We start from the raw sequence: 3,970 nt of genomic DNA, 5'->3' as shown, positions 1-3,970 counted from the left end.
TTATCTATACCCATGAGGGTGCAAAGATATTGAATAATTACATTATTGGAGATTATAAGCAACAAAAAGAGATTTATAAAGATTTCCTGAAAAACATAGTCGATAAATTTATTAAAAAAAATTATAAAAAACCATTTATAATAGGTTTAACAGGCAGCGTTGCATCCGGAAAGACAACATTATCATATATATTCCAGGAAATACTTAAAAATATGCTACCCGGTAAAAATATATGCCGTGTTAGCACAGACAATTTTTTAAAAAGTAATGAAGAGCTTATCAGGGAAAATATCCTTAACCGGAAAGGATTCCCTGAAAGTTATAAAAATGAACTGTTCTGCCAATTTTTTATGCTAATAAAATCTGGTATTAAATTTATATCCATACCTGTATATTCACATTTATATTATGACATAATACAGGAAAATTACATTATAAGAGACCCAGATATTATAATTCTGGAAGGCCTTGGTTTTGGAAATAATTTCAATAAATGCCACGTTTATGAACATGTGGATGTATTAATATTCATTAAGGCAAGGATGAATTATGTAAGGTCATGGTATATATCAAGATTTTATAATCTTATATATGAATCAAATAATGACCCCAAAAGCTTTTACTACAAATTTAGGTCAATGAATGATGATGAAATTATGAAAATCATAAATTACGCATGGTATAAAATAAATCTCCCAAATTATTATAAAAACATTGTTAGGCTGCAGAAAAAATCTAACTTTATTATTGTTAAAACAGCAAATCATGTTGTATTGAATATAATAGACAATAATCAATAAAAAATAAATTTATTGCATAAATTTTATCTATTACATTGCCATGCTATAGCATGGAAGATGATATGAACATACATAATAGCAAAATGCTTGGAGGTCATTTAAGATGGACCGTCATACTTTTTGCCTTTGGAATAATAACATTTGATTATATTGATAGGGGGATAGTATCAACAGCCCTGCCAATACTTACATCTGAATTTAATTTAAATCCTTATTTTCAGGCTCTGGTGGGGGATGGCTTTACCTATGGCTATTTAATTATGAATCCTGTGGTGGGCTATTTTCTGGATAGATTTGGTGCAAAGAAAGTATTTGCGTATTCCGGCACAGGCTGGGGAATTGTGCAGTTAACTGCTGCAGGTGCCTTTTCCGGAATATATCTTGTTATTAATAGAATTCTTCTAGGCATAGGTGAGGCTGTTGGTTTTCCCGGAATAACAAAAATAACCGCTGAATGGATGACAAAAAGTGAAAAGGCGCGAAGTGGCACAATTGGTGATTCTGGTGTTAATGCAGGTGTGGTTCTGGGAACGCTATTACTTCTTGCACTGACGTATGTGGTGAATAATAATCTGGCTTGGAGGCTGGCATTTATAATCAGTGGCGGGTTAACAATATTTTTAATACTTTTACTTGCATATTTTCTCTATGATTCTCCAGAAAAGGATCCAAGAATTAGCAGGGAAGAATTAAATTATATAATAAAGAACCGGGATGATATAAAGGAGCAGAAAAAACTTCCGGTACGGTCATGGCTGGTTACCAGAGATTACTGGGGAACAATGATGGGACTTGGAGCTCAGGCAGGGATATTTTTTGGCCTTTTAACCTGGCTTCCACTGTATCTTTTTTATGCCAGGCATCAATCATTAAATTTAACCCTTGGTTACACAGCATTAGTATGGGGAATGGGATTTATTGGAGAAATAATTGGTGGTTTTATTGTTGATTATTTGAACAGATCATACGGTCCAAACAGGGGAATGAAGGTGGGATTTTCTGTCAGTTCACTGGGTGTTACATTTGGAATACTTGCCACAATATATGCAACAAGTGCATTTGAGGCTGTCTTAATTCTGGCCATTACATTCTTCCTTTTAAGATGGTCAGGCATACAGTGGGCGGTTAGCTCCTTCATTGTTCCAAGGGCCTATGCAGGCCAGTGGGGTGGACATATAGGATTTTGGGAAACACTCTGGGGAATAATTATTCCACTGGTTTTTGGTGCAACTGTTGCAGTTACAAAGGCATATACAGAGGGCATGTTTATATTTGTTTTCATAGGTATTATCTACTTTTTGGGTGCGGTGGTTGTGACAAGATATAAAAAATTAAAATCTTACAATGTTGATTGAATTCCCATAAAGGAAAATAGAACAATCATAATTAATTCGGCAAATTCACATATCAATCAAATGGGAAGCCACTGAGCTTAATATATATGAATTTTTAAAATTTTTATTGGTAAATTTTTTTTTACTTTCTAGATTATATACCAATATTAAATTACAAATTTATGGTTAAAACAATAGAATTGAGAGTTTATGGAATGACGTGTGATGACTGTGTGCTTCATGTTAAAACAGGCCTTTTAGGTGCAAGCGGTGTCAAAGACGCGGAGGTTTCCTTAAAGGATGGCATGGCACTGGTGCATGCTGATGATACAGTAAAGCCAGAAACACTCCTAAGCCTTGATGTTTTCAGAGGGAAGTATAAGGCACAGTTGAGAAGTGTTAAGAATGAATGAATACGATCTTGCAATTATAGGCTGGGGTGCTGCAGGATTTGCAGCGGCCATCAAGGCAAGCGAACTAACAAATAACGAGATGAAAATAGCCCTGATCGGCCATGGAAATCTTGGCGGTACATGTGTTAATGTTGGGTGTGTTCCCTCAAAATATTTAATAGAGGCATCAAAAGTTTATAAAAACCTTAAAAATCCATTATATGCAGGTATATCAGGTGATGGAAGCCTTAATTTTAGGGAATTTATGGAATCTCTAAGAAATTTTGTTTCAGATGAGAGAACAATAAAATACGAAAATGTTATAAAAAATTTTAAAAATGTGGACCTAATCAACGGGAGTGCGTATTTTAAGAATAATAATACAGTTTATGTAAATGATACTGAAATAAGGGCAACAAATTTTATTATTGCCACTGGGTCAAGGCCTTTAATACCTGATATCATGGGGCTCAATAATAATTATTATACAAGTGATAATATCTGGACAATTAAAGATCTTCCGGAAAAGATTGCAATACTGGGGAGTGGTGAGGTTGCCATAGAACTGGCCTATGCATTTTCAAGTTTTGGATCTGAGGTTCATATTTTTAATAGGTCCAATAGAATTTTAAAGAACTTTGATGATGATATAACATCAGAATTAATAAAGAGTTTAAAGGAAAATCATATAAATTTTCACCTTGGAAGTAAAATTTTTAAGATTAATGATTCCGGTTCCGGCGAAACATCCATACAAACAGAGGATGGAATTTATAAGGGTTTCTCACATATACTGGTTGCCACGGGAAGAATTCCAAATATAGACTCACTCAATCTTGATAAAGCAGGCATAATGTATAAAAATGGCATAATCGTTGATAATCATCTTAAAACGACAAATGATATTGTATATGCCGCCGGCGATTGTGTGGATCAGCCAATTAAACTGGAAACACTGGCAGGCAAGCAGGGTGTTACTGCAGTAAATAATATCCTGGGCGGAAGCGAAAGCATTGACCTGCACGAGGTTCCATGGGCTGTTTTCTGTGAACCCAATGTTGCCTCAATAGGATACACCGAGAAGGAATTAAGAGATAAAAATATAAAATACAGCACCCGAATAATAGGGCTAAAAAACGTTGTTAAGGCAAATATATTAAAAAACAATAGTGGTCTGGCAAAGATTATTGCAGATGATGAAAATAAAATACTTGGCATTCATGTGCTTGCACCCAATGCTGCGGAGTTTATCATAGAAGGAGTTTACATTATAAAAAATAAACTAACATATAATGACCTTATAAATTCCATGCACATATTTCCAACGGTATCTGAATCCATTAAAATATGCGGACAGTCATTTATAAGGGATGTATCCAAAATGAGCTGCTGCATGGATTAATACAGTATCAAATTCTGAATACCATATTATTTAAGTTTTTTA

4 protein-coding genes are annotated in these 3,970 nt (G+C 34.3%); all 4 read left to right on the top strand.

What is annotated here, in order from left to right:
* The coding region (locus AOG55_RS02850) for a type I pantothenate kinase (RefSeq protein ID WP_055040862.1) at positions 1-800 on the top strand (800 nt) is incomplete at its 5' end.
* 50 nt (positions 801-850) lie between these two features.
* Positions 851-2,155, top strand: a complete 1,305-nt coding sequence (locus tag AOG55_RS02845) for an MFS transporter (protein WP_231563402.1) — start codon at positions 851-853, stop codon at positions 2,153-2,155.
* A 161-nt stretch (positions 2,156-2,316) separates the two neighbouring features.
* Positions 2,317-2,547, top strand: coding sequence for a cation transporter (locus AOG55_RS02840; protein ID WP_048101262.1), 231 nt, complete (start codon positions 2,317-2,319; stop codon positions 2,545-2,547).
* Complete coding sequence (gene merA, locus AOG55_RS02835; protein ID WP_048101261.1) at positions 2,540-3,928, top strand: mercury(II) reductase; 1,389 nt, start codon at positions 2,540-2,542, stop codon at positions 3,926-3,928. Before AOG55_RS02840 ends, merA begins: the two co-directional genes overlap by 8 nt.
* Positions 3,929-3,970: the final 42 nt, after the last annotated feature.

It is taken from the genome of Acidiplasma cupricumulans, assembly GCF_001402935.1.
GTDB lineage: Archaea > Thermoplasmatota > Thermoplasmata > Thermoplasmatales > Thermoplasmataceae > Acidiplasma > Acidiplasma aeolicum.
Note: the sequence above shows the minus strand (reverse complement) of the source record. Positions and strands in the feature narration are given on the sequence as shown.

Bases quoted from the DNA above. Each gene is read 5' to 3' on its own strand.
- AOG55_RS02845 (WP_231563402.1), top strand. From the start codon at position 851: ATGGAAGATGATATGAACATACATAATAGCAAAATGCTTGGAGGTCAT.
- AOG55_RS02840 (WP_048101262.1), top strand. From the start codon at position 2,317: ATGGTTAAAACAATAGAATTGAGAGTTTATGGAATGACGTGTGATGAC.
- merA (WP_048101261.1), top strand. From the start codon at position 2,540: ATGAATGAATACGATCTTGCAATTATAGGCTGGGGTGCTGCAGGATTT.